At 52.4% G+C, this 18627-nt stretch carries 16 protein-coding genes; 1 reads left to right on the top strand and 15 read right to left on the bottom strand.

Annotated elements, in window-relative coordinates; all coding sequences use genetic code 11:
* Positions 1-2: 2 nt before the first annotated feature.
* The 9 genes from LJE94_01110 to LJE94_01070 form a co-directional block, all read right to left on the bottom strand.
* Positions 3-1463 carry a trimethylamine methyltransferase family protein gene (locus LJE94_01110; GenBank protein MCG6908704.1) on the bottom strand — a complete coding sequence of 487 codons (1461 nt, stop codon included), beginning with the start codon at positions 1461-1463 and terminating at the stop codon, positions 3-5.
* 17 nt (positions 1464-1480) lie between these two features.
* Positions 1481-2761, bottom strand: coding sequence for an MFS transporter (locus LJE94_01105; GenBank protein MCG6908703.1), 1281 nt, complete (start codon positions 2759-2761; stop codon positions 1481-1483).
* A gap of 15 nt (positions 2762-2776) precedes the next feature.
* A complete protein-coding gene (locus LJE94_01100) occupies positions 2777-4372 on the bottom strand; it encodes an FGGY-family carbohydrate kinase (protein MCG6908702.1) in 1596 nt (531 codons plus the stop codon).
* Positions 4373-4477: 105 nt separating this feature from the next.
* Entirely contained in the window at positions 4478-6166 is a 1689-nt protein-coding gene (locus LJE94_01095; GenBank protein MCG6908701.1) for an FAD-binding oxidoreductase, read from the bottom strand.
* Positions 6167-6235: 69 nt separating this feature from the next.
* Positions 6236-7456 carry a saccharopine dehydrogenase NADP-binding domain-containing protein gene (locus tag LJE94_01090; GenBank protein MCG6908700.1) on the bottom strand — a complete coding sequence of 407 codons (1221 nt, stop codon included), beginning with the start codon at positions 7454-7456 and terminating at the stop codon, positions 6236-6238.
* Positions 7457-7526: 70 nt separating this feature from the next.
* Entirely contained in the window at positions 7527-8984 is a 1458-nt protein-coding gene (locus tag LJE94_01085) for a trimethylamine methyltransferase family protein (protein MCG6908699.1), read from the bottom strand.
* Between the two features lie 85 nt (positions 8985-9069).
* Complete coding sequence (locus LJE94_01080) at positions 9070-9651, bottom strand: XRE family transcriptional regulator (protein MCG6908698.1); 582 nt, start codon at positions 9649-9651, stop codon at positions 9070-9072.
* A 499-nt stretch (positions 9652-10150) separates the two neighbouring features.
* Positions 10151-10552, bottom strand: coding sequence for a putative toxin-antitoxin system toxin component, PIN family (locus LJE94_01075; protein MCG6908697.1), 402 nt, complete (start codon positions 10550-10552; stop codon positions 10151-10153).
* Positions 10549-10812, bottom strand: coding sequence for an AbrB/MazE/SpoVT family DNA-binding domain-containing protein (locus LJE94_01070; GenBank protein ID MCG6908696.1), 264 nt, complete (start codon positions 10810-10812; stop codon positions 10549-10551). The genes LJE94_01075 and LJE94_01070 overlap by 4 nt, the downstream gene beginning before the upstream one ends.
* A gap of 401 nt (positions 10813-11213) precedes the next feature.
* Between LJE94_01070 and LJE94_01065 the strand changes: the two genes are divergently transcribed.
* The gene (locus tag LJE94_01065; protein MCG6908695.1) at positions 11214-11867 is read left to right on the top strand and encodes a hemolysin III family protein; all 654 of its coding nucleotides are present in this window, start codon (positions 11214-11216) and stop codon (positions 11865-11867) included.
* A gap of 346 nt (positions 11868-12213) precedes the next feature.
* On the opposite strand, the gene LJE94_01060 is transcribed toward LJE94_01065, so the two are convergent.
* From LJE94_01060 to LJE94_01035, 6 genes are all read right to left on the bottom strand, one after another.
* Positions 12214-13386, bottom strand: coding sequence for a (Fe-S)-binding protein (locus LJE94_01060; protein ID MCG6908694.1), 1173 nt, complete (start codon positions 13384-13386; stop codon positions 12214-12216).
* Complete coding sequence (locus LJE94_01055; protein ID MCG6908693.1) at positions 13383-14765, bottom strand: FAD-binding oxidoreductase; 1383 nt, start codon at positions 14763-14765, stop codon at positions 13383-13385. The genes LJE94_01060 and LJE94_01055 overlap by 4 nt, the downstream gene beginning before the upstream one ends.
* A 26-nt stretch (positions 14766-14791) precedes the next feature.
* Positions 14792-15814, bottom strand: coding sequence for a (Fe-S)-binding protein (locus tag LJE94_01050; protein ID MCG6908692.1), 1023 nt, complete (start codon positions 15812-15814; stop codon positions 14792-14794).
* Positions 15815-16239: 425 nt separating this feature from the next.
* Positions 16240-17412: an FAD-dependent oxidoreductase gene (locus tag LJE94_01045; protein MCG6908691.1), complete on the bottom strand. Its 1173-nt coding sequence runs from the start codon at positions 17410-17412 to the stop codon at positions 16240-16242.
* Between the two features lie 315 nt (positions 17413-17727).
* Complete coding sequence (locus tag LJE94_01040; protein MCG6908690.1) at positions 17728-17961, bottom strand: DsrE family protein; 234 nt, start codon at positions 17959-17961, stop codon at positions 17728-17730.
* A gap of 55 nt (positions 17962-18016) precedes the next feature.
* A complete protein-coding gene (locus LJE94_01035; GenBank protein MCG6908689.1) occupies positions 18017-18448 on the bottom strand; it encodes an iron-sulfur cluster assembly scaffold protein in 432 nt (143 codons plus the stop codon).
* Positions 18449-18627 lie beyond the last annotated feature (179 nt).

The following is an 18627-nucleotide window of genomic DNA, read 5'->3' as shown; positions in this document are numbered from 1 at the left end:
GCTTAATTATCGGATAATTCCTTGTGGGCTGCATGGATGATGTTGTTAAGTTCCTTTTCTGTTCTCTCATCCAATTTTCCAGGTTGGTAATGTTTCAATATCTCCCGCGCCTTATCACCGGCCCTCTTGACGAGCGATGGAGAGCCCTGTTCAACCCACTGTTCCCTGGTTTTGGGTTTCAACAAGAATGAATTCAGACGATTGTCCCTGAGGTGTTTCAGCGTGTGTTCGTGGCCTAGATAATGTCCCCCGATGCCGACGTCCGCTATTGCATCGGCCCCAAGTGTATCCTCATTGATGATGATGCCATCAATGGACCTTTTCAAGACAGCAAAAAGTTCGTCAGCGATAACCAAATCTTCAAAACTGGCAATGATCCCCAGTTCCAAGGCCCCGGCCCCGCACAATAAGGCCGGCCTGCCTGCAAAAGATGTCACGAATGCAGCGATGCACTCCTGGAAAACAGATTCCGAGCCAGCGACGATGGCATTGGTTGCCGGACCATGAAAGTCACAGATCAGCCGATAGAACTCCTCCGCCATTTGTGCCGCCGCGGCTGAAATCAAGGCACCCTCCGTCAGCATGCCCGTAATGCCGGTGGACATATCCATTGCGGGGAACCTCGGTGCCCATATAAGGGGTGCACCAGGGTGGGCCAACTGTGAGATAACGATGGTGGCCAATTGTTCGACATTGGCCAGCAGCAGGGAGCCGGCCAGAGTTATGGGGCCGGTGGCCCCGATATTCGGTGTGGAGCATGCTTCCACCGGGATCCCGTATTCACCGCCTGTGTACAAGGCGTCTACGAAAATATCGGGAAAAGACAATGGGGATATGGGGGAGTCCAGTATACTGATAATCGGCCGCTTTCTTAATTTCTCACTACCACCGGCAACAGCTCCGGCCATCTCTACAATGAAAGGAAAGGTCCCCGGATTCAGTGCCCGCACGCTTATATGCTTGTCCGTGTGCTTGAACATGGCTTTCAGCGTATACAGCTCTAAAATTTCCAGCGGCATATCACTAGGGTATAGAGGGGCCACCACATTGATATGCTCTAACGCATCTGCAAGCCTTGTAAAATCTTCTGTATCGGAAAGCACCGCATCTCTTATCTCTCCGGATTCAATATCCACGATCTGGGTCATGCCCCCCGAATTCCTGGTATACATTTTTCCGCCGGGTTCCAGGACGATATCCCGCTCCTGACTTCTTGCAGCCATGGTTATTTCACGGGGTACTGTCTTGAGAGCCTGTTCAACAAGGCCAGCACTGATGGTGACGTTCTTGGTCTGAAAATTGACATTTGCACCGCAGTCCGCCAGGTTTTTTAGCGCAGATTCATGTGTAATCCCGACCCCTTTTTCCTGCAGCAGGCAAAGGGATTGTTCATGAATTTTCAAAAAGTCCGCATTCGTTAAAAACCGAACACTTTTGATGCCGCCATTGCGTGTCTTTAACATTCAGCTTCCCTTTCGGGTCAGGGTTTCGACCTGGCTTTTGCTCCCGTTTCCGTAAGCATCAGCGCCAGGAGGCCCGCCAGCACAAAACCAACACCACCGAACAATAGACCCGACCAGATGGGCTCGATGTTTAACATGGACATCCCGGCCAGGGGAAAGAGGAATCCGGTGATGTTGCTGCCCATGTTCATGAGCCCGACCGCCGTACCAGCCAGGCCGATACCGATGGCTTTCAATTCAACGGGTATCGCCAGAATGATGGGCATGGCACCGGCCATGAAACCCAAAACCGTCAGAGATACCCACAACATGGAATTGCCAGGTGTTTTAACAGCGAGAAACATCATCACGGTCGCCAATCCGCATAACATCATGGAAACTGAAAAAATCCATCGTCGCTTGCCGATCCAGTCCGACAGCGTGGGCAAAATCGCACAGCCGACAATCATGGCCACTGTCGCTACCGCCATGGAATTGTTGGCATCCGCCCGGGGCCACCCCAATTGCTCCATCATGCTGGGGAATAAGCCCGTGAGGCCTATCCAGCCACCCATCAACAGAGAAAAAATAGCGATCAGATACCATGAATCCCTGATTTTCAGAATATTGCCGACCATGCTCAAGGATCCGATACTGGCTTCGGCTGCTATGGCTTCCTGACTTTTCCCCATATCCGAAGCGGCATCCCGCTTTTCTTTGACCAGCACAAACCAGAGAATCGTACACAATCCCGTCAGGGCCGCCCAGAAGTGATAGGTGTTCTGCCAGCCGCCCACGGCTGTAGAAATCATCGTGCCGGATATGGACATGCCCACAGCGGCCCCGATGGAATAGGCAGCCATGACCAGTCCGTTGATCGCCGCCAGTTGGTTCGGCGGAAACCATTGACCGATGACTTTAGGGTAGTTGACCATGAATACATAAGATGATCCCCCCCATAGAAAAGTGGCGGCGGCAATACCGGCATAAGAGGAAAACGCCCCTCGCAGGGAGCCAAACACGGTACAGAGTATCAAAGATGTACCGATTACCCAGTAGACACCCAATTTGTCGGCCAACAGGCCGGCGGGCAGGCATATAAGAATACCGGCGAGCGGAATCAGTGCCCAGATGGTCTGAAATGCCGACAAGGCAATGCCGGTGGTTTCGGACATCTGCGTGAACAGTACCGGCATGACCATCCAGTTGGCTCCGAGGACGATCCCCATGATGGCAAACATGACCCCAAAAACTATCCATTTATAGCCTGATGATTTCGATTCATGCCCCCGGGTTTCGTCTTCAAGTTTCGTATTCATACGTCTCCCCTTTCCCTATTGACGGTTCAACCGTTTATACAATTTTTTATTGTTTTTATATATGGTCAGAAATGCGTCATACAATTCATCATAGATTTTTCGGTTATCGGAATTGGGGCTGTAGGTGGCGGTACACTTCACCAGTCGGGGAAGATCCGCAACCGTTTGATAACCCAGGGCGATGGCAGCTAAAAACGCAGCCCCCCGGCCATTGCACTGAATCGGATCCTCAATCTGCCTGATTTCTCTGTCTAGCACATCGGCGAAAATCTGGCACCAGACATCTGAATTACCGCCTCCCCCGACCAGCAACAAAGATTCCATTTTTCTTTTAATAAATTTCTCCACATAGTAAAGCATCCACCTGGTATTAAATGCCACGCCCTCGTACACGGCTCGGATCATGTGACTCATTGTGGCGGAAATGGACATGTTGTGAAAACCGCCGCGCAGGGAATTGATGTCCACCGGCGTTCTTTCCCCGTGCAGCCAGGGGGTGTAGATCAGTTTCCCGGCACCCGGCTCGACACCTTCGACAATCTTGTTGAAGGTGTCGTAGATGTTGTCTGGATAATCGGAGGGCCGTTGAATGTTCAATTCGTTCTGATAATAAATCAGGTTTGATTTCAAAAATGCCAGGTTTCCGCCGGCAATGTCCTGTGCATTGGCGGTGTAGTATTTACCTGGAACGGCGTGCGGAAAAGTGGCAATCTGATGGAAAACATCGGCTTTTTTGTAGGGCACCACGCAATGGATCCAGGACCCGGTACCGATATATATGTGTCCCTGGTAATCCTCCACCGTGCCCGCCCCGACACCGGCCGACTGCAGGTCCGGAGAACCGACCACGACCTTCACATCCCGCTTGATGCCAATTTCATCGGCTACCTCCGGCCGGACGTTCCCTAATATGTCGGTCGCCTGCTTCAGGGGGGGCAGTTTGCCAAGGTCGATATCAAGCTTGCGGATCAACCGGTCATCGTAATCCAGGTTGTCAATGTCCTTGATGTTCACCACCCAAAACAGGGTCATGGAGTCCGGGGAAGAGGCAAATTCACCTGACAATCTCAGGTTGAGGTAGTCCTTGCTGCCCAGAAACATGTGCGTGTTCGCATAGATTTCCGGGTGGGCATTTTTAATGTAGAGCACATGGGCGATGTCGTCTTTTCCAGACAGGGCCGGTGCACCGGCGGTCTTGGGAATCCAGGTTAGGAGATTTGTCAGGCTGTACCCTCCGATTTCAATGGCCCCACCCATGATCTTCCGAACATACTTCGCACCGCGGCTGTCCGCCCAGGTCAGCGCATTCATCAACGGCTTCCTGTTCCTGCCCACTGCGACGGTGCTGGAAAAAGTGCTGGACACACCGATGGCCACGATGTCCTCAGCCGGTACGCTCTTTTTTTCCACCAGCCGGCGGCACGTTTTGATGGTTGCCTGCCACCACTCTTCGGGATCCTGTTCAGCCCCGCCTTCCGGCAGTATGGTGATGGGCGTCGGCTCGAATTCGAAATCGATACTCTTTCCGGAAGTCGAGAAAAGGGACGTTTTCAAGCCCGTAGACCCGTGATCGACTGCGAGAATGTACTTTTCCTGAACCTTACTGTTCATGTACCCTCCTTTTCGCAAGAGTGATCAGCAGAAAGTTCATAGCTGATAGTAGACGATGAACTATACACTATCGGCTATGTGTTGTTCCCTCGAAACCTTGAATTTTCATAGCCCCAAGGTGCCCCCCGGATTCATGATGCCGTGAGGGTCGAAATGGTTTTTAACAGCCCTCAGAACATTCATCTGCTGATCCCCCAGGTGTTTTGTCATCCAGGGACCGATCATCTTGCCCACACCGTGATGGTGGCTCAGGGATCCGCCGTATGCCGCTATGCGTTCGATAATGCCGCTTTGGAACTGCCGGTAATCCTCTATGTCTTCCATGCGAGAAATGAAGATAAAATATAGGTTCGTCCCCTGGGGATAGAAATGGGAGGCATGGGTCATGCAAACCGTATGCTCCCTGGATTTAATATACTCCCTGACACCCTCATACAGGCGGTGGAGATTGTCCCAAGCGACACTCGACTCAAGTGTGTCGACCATAACGCCGTAGTCGTCCAGATCCTCGCGCATGTAAGGATCGGCATACCTGCCGTGTTCCCAGTTTTTCATGGGGTAACCGCCGATGTACATGGCCTTGTGGGCCCGGCACACCTTCTTGATGTTCTTTTTTACATTTTTCGCATAGGAAAGGGCCCCTTCGGCCTGACCCACCAGGATGCACCGTTTGCCCGGTTTGTATCCGCGTAGCACGATGCCCTTGTCTATGACCGTGCCCTCGATCCCGTACAAACGCAGGGCGATCTCCGTCTCTTCCGGGTCGGAAATCCTGAACACCGAGGGCATCCCAAATTCCCCCTGGCAGACTTCCCTTGTGCCGTCAACGGCCGCTTGCCAATCGGGAAACACAAAGGCGAAACGCTGCCGGTTTTCCGGCATGTACCTGAATATTTTCAGTGTCGCGCTCACCAGAACCCCGAAAGCCCCCTCGCTGCCCTTCATGATGTCGTTCACCTTGGGGCCGGTGGCTGTGGCCGGGAAATCCAGAGTTTTGAATTCACCCACCGGGGTGACATATTCCTGGCTGACGACAAGGTCATACATGTCGCCGTAATAAGTGGACTGCTGTCCGGAACCCAGGGCGGCAATCCAGCCCCCGACGGAGGAATACTCGAAGGACTGGGGGAAATGCCCGCAGGTATAGCGCCTTTTGGCCCTCATTTGGGCCGGCGCATGATTGAGCGCGTGTTCGTATTGGGGGCCAAGGATGCCCGATTCGACCGTGGCCGTGTGGTTGGTCTCGTTCAGTTCCAAAACCTTGTTCATGTACCTGCTCAAATCCAGGCAGATGCCGCCCCGGGTGCACTTGAACCCCATGGTGACCGAGGAGCCGCCCCCCCGGGCATACAGTGCTATTTTCTGAGCATGGCAATAAGAGATGATATCCCGGACATCCCTCTTGTTCCTGGGTTGCACCACCAGGTCGGCCAAATCGCCGACGATCTCCCGCCGCAGTTTCATGATCTCCTCGGCGGTTTTACCATGTGAGTATTTCACCCTGGAGTAGTCGTCCATGGCAACGTTGTCTTCGCCGACAATCTGTTTGAAGTGTTGAACCTGATCCGTGTTCAGGCTTATGGGGATGTCGCATTGCACCCGGCCATTTCCCTGGTTGCGCTTCTCTTGAAAGTCGGCATCCGTCAACCCGAGTTCGTCTTTTAAAAGACTGTAAAAACCTGCATTGGGGTGTTTGAAGCGATCAGGAGCACCCCATTTGAATATGGACCGGTAGGTGCCTTTTTCAGGGGCCCTGGTCGTCCAGTCCGGGTAAAAGTCATCTTGTTTGCCCACTTGGTACACTCCCTTACTCTCTACTGTGCCGGATTTCTGACCCCTGGCAATCTACTTTTATATCCCCCACTAAAAATCGAGTACTGTAACGTTGCCCGTCTCATCCACATGCTCGAAAATGATGCTGCTGTCGGCTACTTTGCCGTCGGCCTGCTCGGTCATGTCCATCAGTGGCTTGACCACCTCGATGAATTCCTTGGGATCGACACAGGCCTCCGGCGGTAGAACACCCTTGCCGGACAATTTCCCCTGACCCAGCAGGATGGCCCCCACGGCGGCCGGAATGCCGGTGCCCTCGCCCAGCGCCTTATCCGACGAAACTATATGCACTCTGTATTCCTGTGGTTTGTCACCTTTGCTTCCCTTGACGACCACGCTCATGGCGCCCCGCTGGGAACCGAACCCCGTCTCTTCGAGAATGCGCTTGCGTTCCCGAATGATATAGGCAACGGCAAAGTCGTAAGGTTTCACCGTATGCCCCTTGACCATCAGCGGTTCATCGTCCGCAAAACCCATGCGACATAATTCCGAGGTCAGCTCGTAATAAGGAATGGGCAGGACGGATCCTTTGTTGGTAACCTGTTTGAGCTTGATATACTCCGGCATGGTCAATTGCTCCGGGTGGGGATAGGGAAACACCGGTATATTTTTGCCGATCACCGGAAAGTCGAACAGCTGCCGCAGGGCCATGCCGTCCTTTTCGAAATACTTTACGTATTTCAGCTCCCCGTCCAGATACATGGGAATGTCGATGCTCATGCAGTGGAAACGGTGCCCGATGACGCCTTCCCCTTCGATGGACTCTCCGCCGTGGGTGTGAAAAATGTCGATAGAATTGGTTTCGTCCAGGAAATCTTCGGCGATCAGTTTGCCCAAAAGGTTGGTGATGCCGGGAGACGCCCCCATGCCGATCAAGGCCAGAATACCTGCGTCCTTGGCCTTCCTGTCTAGTTCCAGAATCTTGAGCGTCACATCGGGATCATCACACACATCCACATAATCGATGCCCGCTTCGATAACCGTCGCAAGAATATTTTCAACGGTGCTGTAAAATGGGCCGACACAATTCACAACCAAGTCACAACCATCGATAGCCGTTGCGATGCTGGCCCTGTCGGTGGCATCCATTTTGACGAAGGACAGTTTACCGCCTAACTGGGCGACCATTTCTGAGGCTTTTCCCTCGTTGAAATCTCCGATAACCACCTCCGCAAAGGTCTCCGTCTTCACCAGGGTTTTAACGGCATTGCTGCCGACGGCCCCGCAACCGCCAAGTACGATCGCTTTCATCTTGTTCTCTCCTTTATCTATTTTCGCCAATTCCTATCTGTGGAAAGAGTGCGTTTTACCTGTCTCTTGCTTAGCCGGTGAATTCATTTTGTGCCTTCTTGACAAGTGCTTTGAGGCTTGCCAGGGTGGCGTCGTCCAGGCGCGCCGGTTTGTGCTCCGCCAGGATGGCGCGTGCTTTTTCACGGGCCAGGTCAACCAGGCTTTTAGAGCCCTCTTCGAGCCACTTGGCCCTTGTTTTCGGTTTCAGCAGGTCGGAATTCAACCGTTCGCTGCGCAGGTGGTCGAGGGTGTGCTGTTCTCCCAGGTAATTGCCACCGATCCCCGCCTGAGCGATGGCATCCATGCCCAGCGTATCGTCATTGACAACAAATCCTTCCAGTACTCTGCGGAACACCGCATAAATCTCATTGGAGATGACCAGCTGCTCGAAGCTGGTGGCAATGCCCAGCTCCATCCCGCCTGCACCGCACAGAACGGCCGGGCGCCCAGCAAAGCCCGTCACGAACGCACCGATGCACTCTTCGAAGACGGACTCGCCTTCCGGGTTGACAGCATTGGTGGCCGGGCCGTGCAGGTCGCAGATTAGGTTGTAGTGTTCCGATGCCAACTGGGCGGCCGCCGCCGACACCAGGGCACCCTCCGTGAGCATGCCAGTGTTGCCGGTCTTCATGTCCAGGGCCGGGAAGCGCGATGCCCAGACTAGGGGCGCCCCCGGACAACCCGTCTGTGAAATGACAATGGTCGCCAGGTGTTCGACCGTCGATAGCAGCAGCGATCCCGCCAGGGTAATCGGTCCGGTTCCGCCCACGTTGGGCATAGAACAGATTTCGATTGGTATTCCGGCCTCCCCGCCTAAAAGGAGCGAATCAACAAAAACATCGGGGAATACCAGCGGGGAAATGGGTGCTTCGAGAATGCTGATGACCGGTCGCTTTTTCAAAGCTTCCTTACCGCCGGCCACGATCTCGCCCATCTTGATAAGATAGGGAAAGGTCCTTTTGTCTAGAGCCCGGATGTTGATATGCTTGTCCGTATTGCACATCATGGTTTCCAGCACCTGGAGCTCCAGGATTTCAAGGGGCACGTCGGCCGCATATAGAGGCGCAATGAAATCGATGTTGTCCAGTCCGTCCAAGAGCCTGGCAAAGTCGGCCGTGTCAGAAAGAACGGATTCTCTGATTTCCCCGGTTTCAAGGTCGTGTATCTGGGTCATCCCGCCGGTATTGCGGGTCCGAATGGTGCCGCCTGGTTCCAGGATCAGGTCTCGCTCCGGATTTCTGCCGGCCAGGGTGATTTTACGGGGTACGGATGCCAGGCACTTTTCCACCAGCGACGCTGAAAAGCGGGCTGTTTTCTTGTCGTAATCCACAACAGCGCCGGTATTTTCGAGCATCTCCATGCCTACCTGGTGCTCGATGCCGATGCCGGTATTCTCCAACAGGTATAGCGCCTGCTCATGAATCTTCTGCATGTCACTGTCCTTTAAAAACCGGACAGTGTCTATCCCACCGCTGCTTGATCTTATCATCTGCTTTTCTCCTTTGGTTGTTTATTGCCCTATCTTATTTTAAATTTTACATGAACTAACTAAAAAATATGATTTATGATGCCCTTTATGCCTTATTTTCTTTGGGCCCCATATGGTAGACTACCACAAGCACCCTGGCAGGCCCCGGCCCCATACTCCGTCCGGAATATGGAAGGTCGCAATCGATGTACACGGAATCACCCTCATCGAAAACAAACGTTTCCCCGTCATAGGTCATTTCAATACTGCCATCGAGCATGTAATAAAACTCCTGGCCTTCGAACTGATACAGATTAGTCGGCTCGACCGGCACTTCGATGATATATGGATGCATATGCCGGTCATATTTCTGACTTGCAAGCGGCCACCGTTTTCTAACGACGCTTTCCGGACTCTTGATGTTGATTTCCTTTCTTTCGTCACTGCGGACAATCACCATCTTCCGGTTCCGGCTGCTTGCCCCTTGCTGCATAAAAAAAAAGGTCACCTCCACTTCCAGGGCGGTGGCAATTCTGGCCATGGTGGTAATAGTGGGGACATTGATGCCGTTTTCGATTTTGGATAGATATCCTTTCGAGAGGCCGGACAGTGAGGCCAGCCTGTTGAGACTATAGCCCTTTTCCTTCCTGAGATTTTTAATCGCCTTGGCGACGCTGAACGGATCCATGGGTTGCTCCATTGCTCAGTCGCAGAGTTTCTTATAGTTTTATAGGGTTTCATATAGTTAACTTTATGAGAGCAAATGTGTCAAGAATAATTTTTTTGCCTATCCGGTCACCTTCAAACTGAACGTATCATTTTTCTCTTATTAATAGTCTGTTATGGTCATTATTCAGTATAGTTAGATAGGTAAAACAAAAATCCAAGCGATAGCGAGGTGCCAAAGTGCGAGGAATTTCGCTAAGAATCCAGAAGGAGTTTTTAGTCCGCCAAACAAACAGCGCATAAAGTTTTTGCCCAGGAGAAAAGAGCCTTCCACCCCGGGGCGAAAGAGCCGTGTTTATAACGTATACTATTGAAATATATAGGGAAAAAACTACATGTTGTGGTGGGGTAACTTTCGAATTTAGATGTTTTTCAGGAATGGATGCTCCTGCACCCTGAGATAGGATCATGTGGTTTTGCTGCTGTGCTATTGTGGCTATATCCTGATATTTTCTTGAGGATTATAGGTATTCGTCTAGAAACATTCGGGGTTTGATAATTTTGATACTCTGAAAATCATTTATATCTAATAAATGCCTGTCTCCACTGATAATCAATTCTGCATTACCTGCAACGGCACATGCAAGAAATTTATCATCATCAGGGTCCACACAAACCTGGTGAGGCAAACTAGGGGCTGAAATCAATATCGCATTTTTTGAAAAAGACTTGAGGATGGGTATTATTTTAATTTCAGGATATCGGTACTGGAGTTCTTCACCGACGCGCTGATATTCTTGTAAAATCTCAGATGATATTACTATCTGAATTCGTTCATCTATCCAGGCCTTTAGAATATCATAAGGAGGCCCACTGAAGAATACACCAGATATAAAAACATTGGTATCGAGAACGATTCTCAATTCTTTCCCCGAACCTTAGCAACAGCCTTTTTAATATCTGAGCGTTTCAGCCCCACTTTTCTTGCTTGCTGACGAGCATATTTCAATAAATACTCGAATTCGTCCACGGGTGGTGGTGAGATGGCCTTTAAAACCACCGTGTCTTTATCTCCAACAACGACAAATTGATCGCCAGTTTTGAGCTTCAATTGGTTCCTGATATCTTCTGGTATTACGACCTGCCCTTTTGAAGACATTTTGGTAGTTCCAATTCTTGGCATTATTCTACTCCAATATTATTACGTTTTTACTGGTAAGAATATAAGCCAGTATTTTAACTTTTGCAAGCGAATAAATATAAATTGATATTTAAAAGAAAAGACTACAAACGCTAATGATAATTGGATTATCGCTTTCATTTATGTAGATTACGCCAAATTAGGAGAATTCTAATGCGTTTGGACTTTATGATTTAGTGGCCTAACCCCCTTAAAATATTACATACACAACATATTGTATGCGGCTAAAAACCGATTTTCTCGTTATAATGGGAGCATTAAGTTTTTCACATTGTAAAACAATTGTAACCGAAACAATAATCTAACACTTTGATGCGATTCCAGGCTAAAAGTTACCTCTGTGATTATCTTTTTAACGGTAAATAGAATTAGCATCAAAGCATATGGAATCGACCACCAAGAGATATAGCATCAAAGAAGAGGTCGCTAACAGCATAACCCATGGCATAGGCATTGTTCTCGCGGTTGGTGCCTTAGGCATCCTCGCTACCTTTGCCGGCATCTATGGCAATCCCTGGCATGTTATCAGCGTCAGTGTGTACGGTTTTACATTGATTCTCCTTTACACGGCTTCAACCCTTTACCACAGCATTCAGGATCCCCGGACTAAAAATATTTTCCAGATCCTCGATCACTCTGCCATTTACATGCTTATTGCTGGCACATACACTCCCTTTACGCTCGTGAATCTTCGTGGTCCATGGGGATGGTCGCTTTTTGCTGTTGTATGGTGCCTTGCGTTTATCGGTACAGCTATTCAGATAGGCCGAATGGAGAGATGGCGGGTAGTGTCTCTGGTATTATATATTGGAATGGGCTGGACAGTCCTGGTGGCAATTAAACCGCTAATTTCATCTGTGGCTACAGGCGGACTCATTTTGCTCCTATTGGGCGGGCTCGCCTATACCTCCGGAATTATTTTCTATCGTTGGAAGAACCTCAAATTTAATCATGCGGTCTGGCACATATTTGTATTAGCTGGCAGCATCCTTCATTTCTTCGCCGTTCTGTATTACGTCATACCTATGCAAACTTGAACATATGCCCAATCCAATGCACCAGCCCTATCGGGCATCTGTCATTGACTTTGATCGGTTCCTGGTCAAAATGATAGCATTATTCTCGGCCTATGGTATGGGCTCTACCATTATACCCCAAATTAATGGATCACGTAACTGTCGGATAGTGCCGGTCGGAGGTGTTGATTACCATATCTTGTCAATGGTATCTTTCACTTAGGGGAGGCCAACATATTGACGATAAAACGAGTCGGTAGATATTTACATGCTGATCCAAATTTTGAACAAATTATGGGTTAGCACATACAAGATAATGTATGAGCTTATTATCGCCACCAGTCATTTTTTACATTGGTAGGGCCTCTCATGATACCTTGGAGTCAATCAATCTTTCGTGGGCGATTTCGGAAATCTCCCGCACCTGGAGCCGGTTTTCCAGGTTGGCCGCTTTGACGGCGTCCTCCAGCATGACGGCGCACGACGGACAGCTCACGGCCAGGATTTCTGCGCCGGTTTCGGCGGCCTCGGCCGCACGCCTGCGCGCCGGTGACTCCGGTCCGTTTCCGATGACATCGGTGAAAAGGTTGCCGCCGCCGCCACCGCAGCAAAAAGCATCCCTTCTTGCGCGGTCCATTTCGCAGAGTTTAACCCCGGGGAGAGTCGACAGAAATCTTCGGGGCGCCTCGTACTCCCGGTTGTGGCGGCCCAGATAGCAGGGGTCGTGGTATGTGACCTGGATCGGCGGCAGCCCCTCCTCGAACGTCAACCCATGGGCATGCTTCTCCAGGATCTGGGTGTAGTGATAAACCCGGTAAGTGCCTCCCAGCGCCGGGTACTCATTTTTCAAGGCATTGAACCCATGGGGGGAGAGGGCGATGATCTTTTTCACGCCGGCGGAATCGAAGCTGCGGATGTTATCTTCGGCCAGCATTTGGAACAAATCGTATTCACCCATTGCCCTGGCTTCATTCCCGTCGGAGACCTCTCCTTCTCCCAGGATGCCGAAAGACACGCCGGCCCGTTTCAGCAGCAAGGCCACCGAACGGGTGATCTCCTGCCCCCGGCTGTCAAAAGCTCCCACATCGCCGGGGAAAAACAGATACTCCTGGTTGGAAAACGACTCGACACCGCTGTCAGCAACCCAGCCGGTGCGTTTCTTTTTCGCCAACCCGTAAGGATTTCCATATTTTTGAAGTTTTGTCAGGCAGTCGCGAACGGGTGGAGGCACTTTGCCCTGACCGGCCAGTTCTTCCTTACCGGCAGTAAACGCGTCGAGAAGCTCATCTTTTATTTTTGTCATGGTGCACTGTTCCACACAGTTGCCACATGCCGTGCAGGAGAACAGTATTTCCTGAAACCGGTCCGAAGGCCCGATTTTATCTTCCAGCCAGGCCCGGAGAAGCCACATACGTCCGCCCGGGGAATAGGTCTCGAACCGGAACGCCGCATACGCCGGGCAGTTGAAGTCAATGTAGTTTCCCGGCAGCTTGCAGTAGCCGCACCGGAAACACCTGTGCAGAATTTCGGCATGTTTCATACGCCAGCCTCCCAGTTCCCGGGATTCATGATACCGTTGGGATCCAGTGTCTCCCGCACCCGGTTCATCATGGCGAACATGTTGGGATCCATCTTGCTGAGAATCTCCTTCTGGGCGGGTTCCTCGGCTTTCCAGGGAATACCGCCCATCGCCACGACCCGCTTGTTGGTTTCCCCCAGCGCTTCCTGGGCCCTGGCCACATCGGCGGCGTCCGCCCGGTTGAAGGCATAGGCATAGAAAAACATCATGCAGTGATTGACGCCGACCACACGGCAGCCCATGGAGTAGCTCACGCCCGTTTGGCGGGCGACTTCCAGGCCTAAGGCATAGGCATCGGGGAAAAATTCCACCGGCATGATGGCGCCCACATATTCGAACCCCCCGCCTTTGCGGACGTCCGCAAACCGGGAAAGCTGCGTGGCGGGAACCTCCAGGAATCTCTTCTTCATCATCGCCGGCAGCGGCAGAAAGCCCCCGGTCTTGTCATCGATATAGCCGGCCACCGCCGATCGAATCAAGTTGCGTTTCCAGACGAGCTCCTCCTTGGACCCGGCGCCGTAATTGACATTACAATGCAGGAAGCCCTCGGCCCAGTCCGGTTTGGGCGTCATCCAGGTGGTGATGTCCTCCGCGAGCTGCGCACCCGTCAATCGGTTCAAAATATCCGGCATAAGATCGGCATCCTCGCAGACGAACACGCCCACATCGTTGATGGGATGGTTGGGATACAGCTTTATGGACAGCTTGGTTATGATGCCCGTCGTTCCGGCCCATCCCAGAAAAAGCCCTGCCAGGTCCGGCAGCGGGGCCCTGGCAAACCAGTACGGGGAGGTGGCGCAGGAACCGATGTTGACAATTTCACCGGTGGGCAGCACCACTTCCAAACCGTTGAGCATCTCGGAATGAAATCCACCCACGTGCGAGAGGTGACCGGACCCGTGTATGCATATATTCCCTGCGATGGTCGCAGCCGGAGGGGCATCCGGCATCGAATGCTTGAGGCCCGGATAGTGCTTTTGCAGGTGGGCCTTGAGCATCCCCTGGGATGTTCCTGCTTCCACCAGTGCATAACGGCTCACGGCATTGACTTCCAGAATGCGGTTCATCCTTTTCATGTCCACGATGACGCCGCCTTTCAAGGCCCGGGACAATCCTGAAAGCACCAGTCCCGCTCCCAGCGGAATCAGAGGCACATGGAATTCATTGGCGGCCAGCACGATCTTCCGGACCTCGGCCGTACTCCCCGGCATGACCACCATGTCCGGTTCGCAGGCCGGCATGGTTCCGGGATCCATGGCATAGATATACTTTTCCTCCGGAGCATCGGACACGAATCCCGAGCCGACGATCTCCACGAGTCTAGCGTACATTTCGGTCATAGGCCTCCCCTCCTGTTGCGTCCCGGTCATGACGACGTCAGTGCGTGTTGGCAGAGGTCACTCAGGTGAATGGGAAACAACCCCTGTTCAGCGGCGGGTTCCGCGAGGGTCATCATGCAGGCGGGGCAGTTGAAGACGCAGTAAGCCGCCCCCGTCGCCTTCATATCGCCCAGGTTGCGGGCCTGCAGGTCGTCGGCCGTGTCATCCCTTTGATGGGCCCTCAGAACCTGACCGCAGCACAGCGCATTTTCCCGGTCGTACCTGCGCGCCACCCTTTCAGCCCCTATTTTTTCAAAAATGTCATCCACCCAGTGCTGCGTTTCCGGTATCAGCCGGTTCGAGCAGGGGCGCTGGTAGGCCACCTTTGCATTGAGCGGCGTAATCCTGTCTTTCAGCGTTTCCAGCCTGCCGGCTATATACTCGAACACATGCACAGGCCGAAAAGGCACATCGATATTAAATGCCGGCGCCAGGTGGCTGAAGGTTGCATAGCATTCGTCGTGAAAGCAGATCAGCTCCTCGACACCGCTGTCCCGCAAATAATACTGCCATATATTGTCTATGACCCTGGGAAGCCGCTCTCTGATAACGGAGTTGCGGGCAAAATGCAGCCACATGATGTTGCAGAAGATATCACTCCCCACGATGACGGATGGATTTTCATAAAGCGGTTCCTTTATGCCTGCGGTCAGCGGGGGGAAATAGCACATGTCGATCACCGGGGGGCTGACCTTCTCCGGAATAATGGTTCCCCTGGGCTTCATCATCAGAATCTGCTGGCGGGTGATGGGCGCAGGCGAAGGCAGGATGCCCAACGCTTCCTGGCGCTCGACGATCAGGTAAAAAGGATGGTTGTCGTTGGGGCAGTACTCTTCACAGGCATAGCAAGTGGCGCATTCGGTCAACACCCGCGATGGCCCGCCGTTGTTGATGTTGGCCTTCTCCTGCCTGGCCTCCGCAAGGTCAAAGTGCATGTACTGGCACTTCATCAGGCAGTCGCAGGTGTCGCACGATTCACAGATGGCGGGGTCGAAATTCAATGCATACACGCCGGCCTCCTTAATCGATTCCTATTATTTGAAACGCTCAGCCCAAGGGTGAATTACAATATACGCTTGCCAGACTGTTTATGCAACCATAAGGTTCACGTAGATACCCCCGCTCGCAGGGCTCGGCACAGGTTTCACCCTGTAAGCGTGTTGTTCATTGCGTTTGTTGTGTTCGTTGAGTTTTTTTGTGTCCGCGATTGTCTGCGGTTAAAAAAAACGAACGGTTGGGGTCGTTAAACCGCTAACCCAATGAGCCCAATAAACCCAAGAAACACGTTAACCCAAATATGAGATTTCGGATTTGGTGTTTGGAATTTTATTACCCCTATTACCGTCACAGCCAACTATCTCTACCCTGGCCCAAAGGACCAGGGTAGAGATACGTCATTAAATAAGCCAGGGGTCCGATCTGAGATATGGCGAGGTTACGGTCTCAGTCTTCCCAGGGCTTGTTCCGCCGCAATGGTAATCGGTTCGGCACTCGGTTCCGACGAGATGTCCGGATTGCAGGCGGACGTAAACGTGGTCAGGTCCGCAATGGTCTTCCTGCCCAGGATAAAGGCGGTAACGGCATCGATTTCCCTTGCCGGTCCCACATCGCGGCTGACGATCTGTCCACCGATCAGCTCCTGGTTGTGCTTGTTGAACACCAATTTGATCTTCCATGGTTGCGTGCCCGGTATCATGTTGTGCTTGCTGCGGGAATCGACCACGGAGCAAATGGTTTCGATGCCCTCCTGGGCGGCGCGTTCTTCGGTAAGGCCGGTGGCCGTAATGGTGAGATCGAACATTTTGCAGCCGCCCGCGTCCACGACGCCCGGAAAGGGAATGTCGAACCCGGCCAGCCGTTTGGCTGCCAGGCGTCCCTGGAGCACCGCCGGCCCGCGAAGCTGCCCCGGCGTTGGCTTCTGGGTAATGAAATTGATCTTTTCGACGCAGTCGCCTCCTGCCAGGATGTGGGGGTCCGACGTTTCCTGATAGGCGTTCACCTTGATGCCGAACTGGCCCATTTCAAGGCCCATGTCCATGGCGAGCTTACCGTTGGGCCGTACGCCCACGTTCATAAACACCAGGTCCGCAGCGAATTTTTCACCGGAAGCCAGTTCCACGGCAGCGATTTTCCCATTCTGCCCGGTCAGTTTTTCCACCTTCTTCCCGGTCAGGACACCGATCCCCTTTTTCTCAAGATAGGACTGGACCAGTTCCGCCATCTCTTTATCCAGCATCAGTGGAAGCGGCCGGTCCATGAGTTCGATCACCTTGATGTTGTAGTTATAGGGCATGTGTTGCGCTATCAGCGAGGCAATTTCCATGCTGATAAAGCCCGCACCGATGAAAATAATATTTCTGGGTTTTTCTTCGGCCATGTATGCTCTGATGTTTTCAGCATCGGATAGGCCGCGCAATGCCACGACCCCCTTCAGGTCCTTTCCCTCGATGGGCGGAATAAAGGGGCTGGCCCCCATGGCCAGGTACAATTTGTCATATGCAAACGTTTTACCACCGGTCGTCATCACGCGTCGACTCTTGGGATCCACCTGGTCCACCTCGTCTCTGACAACGTTGATTCCGGCGTTTTCAAGCATTTTGTCGGGCATAATCACCGATTCCCCGGCAGCCAGACCGGCCACCACATGCGGAAGCGCTCACCTGACGATGAAACACTTTTCCTTGCGGATGACCGTTATGTCGATATCGGGCATCAATTGGCGCGCGCGCATGGCAGCCGGCCCCCCTGAGCCACTGCACCCTACGATGACAAGCTTTTCTCCTTTTTTCATGATCTCTCCTTATCAGTCAAAGTTGAACACCCTTGCTTCCGCAGCAAGGTCGATGAGACGGGGGGCGCCATCCAGTGCCATGTTGCTGAAAAAATTGCTCTCGTCAACCTGACGAGCCTTGGCACAGGGGATTCAGACGCCGATGGGGATTTCATTCTCCACAATATACGGCAGGTAATCATTGGGGCAGTCCCCGGTGGTGGTCGCTGTGTTGAAATCCCTGGTGGAGTCGGCCCACATAACCCCGCCGTCTACGAAAAACAAATTTACGTCATGCCCCTTCTCGGCGGCAATTTTGGCGAACTGAAAACAACGCGTCGCCTTTTGGTTGTCATCCTTACTCAGCACAAACAAAAAATTCGCCATGCTCCCCTCCTTGATTGATTTACAGCCGTGGTCGACGCATCGCTCCCGATGCAGGTCACCGGTGAACGCTGTATGCCTTTTTCCAGGGATGGCGGCCGAGTTCCCTGCAGTTGGCAAGCGCGAGGTACAACGCCCCTACAGCCAGTTCGGCGCAGTGGGCATTCTCCGGCGGGAGTGTCCCCAGAAAATCGATCACTTTTTCCGGCGTAATGCCCCAGGCGCTGTCGATGCTCTTCCCTTCGGCCATCACGGCGACGGTGTTGCAGCAGGCATTCGTGTTGATGCACCCGTCCAACTGGTAGGAAACGCTCTCCACACGGCCTTGCCCGACCTTTAAGAATATTTCCACGGTGTCCCCGCAGACGCCGGTTCGTCGACCGTAGCCGTCAGGGTTGGCCATCGATTCCTGCCGATCCCTGGTGAGGGCCATCTCGAGATAGTTTCTCGAATGGTCCCGAAAGAAATCAAAATCCCTGTCGTTCATCATCCCTCCCTGCACCACATTTTTCCTGATGCATTTTGAACCACAAGGATGCAAAATAACAAATCAATTTTAATAACCTATAGTCCAAACGAAGGTTGATCGACAACCGGGGGGAAGATACCGTCCCGACCGAAAAACGACTCGAGGACTTCAACACCACCGGCAGCGAGGGAATCTGGCTT

The sequence above is a fragment of the Deltaproteobacteria bacterium genome (genome assembly GCA_022340465.1).
GTDB lineage: Bacteria > Desulfobacterota > Desulfobacteria > Desulfobacterales > B30-G6 > JAJDNW01.
The sequence above is the reverse complement of the archived record's forward strand: the minus strand, read 5'-3'. Positions and strand labels throughout refer to the sequence as shown.